The 2,090-nt window shown below is 76.5% G+C and carries 1 protein-coding gene and 1 pseudogene; one reads left to right on the forward strand and one right to left on the reverse strand.

Features of this window, described 5'->3' with window-relative positions:
• A pseudogene (locus GTW40_RS02290) lies at positions 1-939 on the forward strand (tetratricopeptide repeat protein); the annotation flags it as partial.
• Positions 940-963: 24 nt separating this feature from the next.
• Here GTW40_RS02290 and GTW40_RS02295 read toward each other — a convergent pair.
• On the reverse strand, positions 964-2,090 hold a 1,127-nt coding region (locus GTW40_RS02295; RefSeq protein ID WP_161178460.1), incomplete at its 5' end, for a dihydroxyacetone kinase.

Raw genomic sequence — 2,090 nt, forward strand, 5'->3', positions numbered from 1 at the left:
GAGGAGGCGGCCGGGCACGCGCTGGACGCCGCGCACTGGGCGGACGAGGCGGGCGAGAGCGGCACGCTGGGCGCCTGGGCCCGGCATCTGCTGGGCGGCGCCCTGCTGCGCCAGGGTCGCTGTGCGGAGGCGGCGGAGGTGCTGGAGTCGGCGCTGGCCGAGCTGTCGGTGGAGCGGCACGGGGACGGCACGGTGGTGCAGACCCGCTGGTGGCTCGGGGACTGTCTGAGCGAGCTGGGCGAGCACCGGGCGGCGGCCGAACAGCGGCTGCTCGCGGCCGAGATCGCCCGGCACTGGCCCGAACAGCAGGACCACGCCACACTGGCGCACCTGGCGGGCGAGTCCCTGGGCCACGCCGGTCTGCCGGCCGAGGCCGACCGCGCCTATGTGCAAGCGGCCGAGCTGTGGCGGCAGTTGGGCAACACCCGCTTCCTGGTCCGCTCGCTGCGCGCCCGCGCGTGGCTGGCGGCGGGCGAGGAGGACCGGGCCGAGGACGCGCGGCGGCTGATGGCGGAGGCGGTCGGCGAGTGCGCGGAGGCACTGGAGAACGCGGCCGACCCGGTGGAGCACGCCGAACTCACCGCCGAACTGGGCCACACCCACCGTCAGTTCGGTGACCTGTTGTTCCGTCTCGCGTCCGAGGCGGCCGAAGAGGACGCGGTCCAGGCCGCGTTGGCCGGGGTCCTGGAACAGATGGAGCAGGCGGCGACGGCCTTCGCGACGCTCGGCCCCGACGGCCTCCACAGCCGCACGAGTGCCGAACTGGCCGCCGGAAGGCTGGAGTTCGACCTCGGCCACCAGGACGGCGCCCGGGCCCGCGCCCGTACCGTCCTGGCGCTCTACGCCGACGCCGACGACACGGACGAGGTGGCCCACGCCCGCCGGACGGAGGCCACGGACCTCCTCGGCCACCTGCCCGAGCCGCCCACGGAAGCCTGAGGCTCCACTCCACGGCCTGGGGCCCTACTCCACGCCGATCAGCAGCAGCGATCCCTGCCTGCCGCCCCGGTACACCACCGTGTCCACGGCCAGGTAGGACTCGCGGACCAGGGACTCCAGGCGGTCGGCGACCTCCTCGGGGGTCTCGTCGCTGACGACCAGGGTGACCAGCTCGCCGCCCGCCTGGAGCATCCGGTCCAGGACGGTCTCGGCGGTGGCCGTGAGGTCGGGGCCGATCACCGCCACGTCGCCGTCGATCAGGCCCAGGACGTCGCCCGCCTGGCAGATGCCGGCCGTGGTCCAGGACTGGCGCTCGGCGACGACGACCTCGGCGTGCCGGGTGGCGCCCGCCGCCGAGGTCATCTGGACCACGTCCTCGTCGAAGCGGCGGTCGGGTTCGTGCACGGCGAGCGCGGCGATGCCCTGCACCGCCGAGCGGGTCGGGATGAGGGCCACCCTGATCCCCTCGGCGCGGGCCTGCTCGGCGGCCGCGGCGGCGGTGTGACGCAGCTCGGCGTCGTTCGGCAGCAGCACCACCTCGCGGGCGTGCGCGCGCCGCAGCGCCTCGGTCAGCTCCCCGCTCGCGGGCGGCTCCCCCGGCCGGGCGAGGACCGTGGTGGCCCCGGCCTCGGCGTACAGCCCGGCCAGCCCCTCCCCCGGCACGACGGCCACGACGGCCCGCTGGACGCGCTCGCGCGCGGGCCGCTCACCGCCGGTGTGCACGTCACCGGCCGCGAAGTGGGTGATCCTGATCCGGTACGGCCGCCCGGCCTCCACGCCCGCCTCCACGGCGGCCCCGGCGTCGTCGACGTGCACATGGACGTTCCACAGCCCGTCCCCGCCGACCACCACGAGGGAGTCCCCGAGGGCGTCGAGCCGTTCGCGCAGCCGGGCCACGGCCGCGTCACCGGCCTCCAGCAGGTAGATGACCTCGTAGGCGGGCCCGCCGGGCGCCGTGCTCTCGGGGCACGTCTCGCCCGAGGCGGAGGCGGAGGCGGAGGCGGAGGCACCCGAGGCGGAGGCAGGAGCGGGAGCGGCAGGGGGAGCAGCGGGGAGAGCGGGAGCGACGGCGGTCTCCTCGACCGCCTCCCCCGTGACCGCCTCCACCAGCGCCCCGAGCACCGCCACCAGACCGCGCCCGCCCGCGTCCA

The organism is Streptomyces sp. SID4985, from assembly GCF_009863025.1.
Lineage (GTDB): Bacteria > Actinomycetota > Actinomycetes > Streptomycetales > Streptomycetaceae > Streptomyces.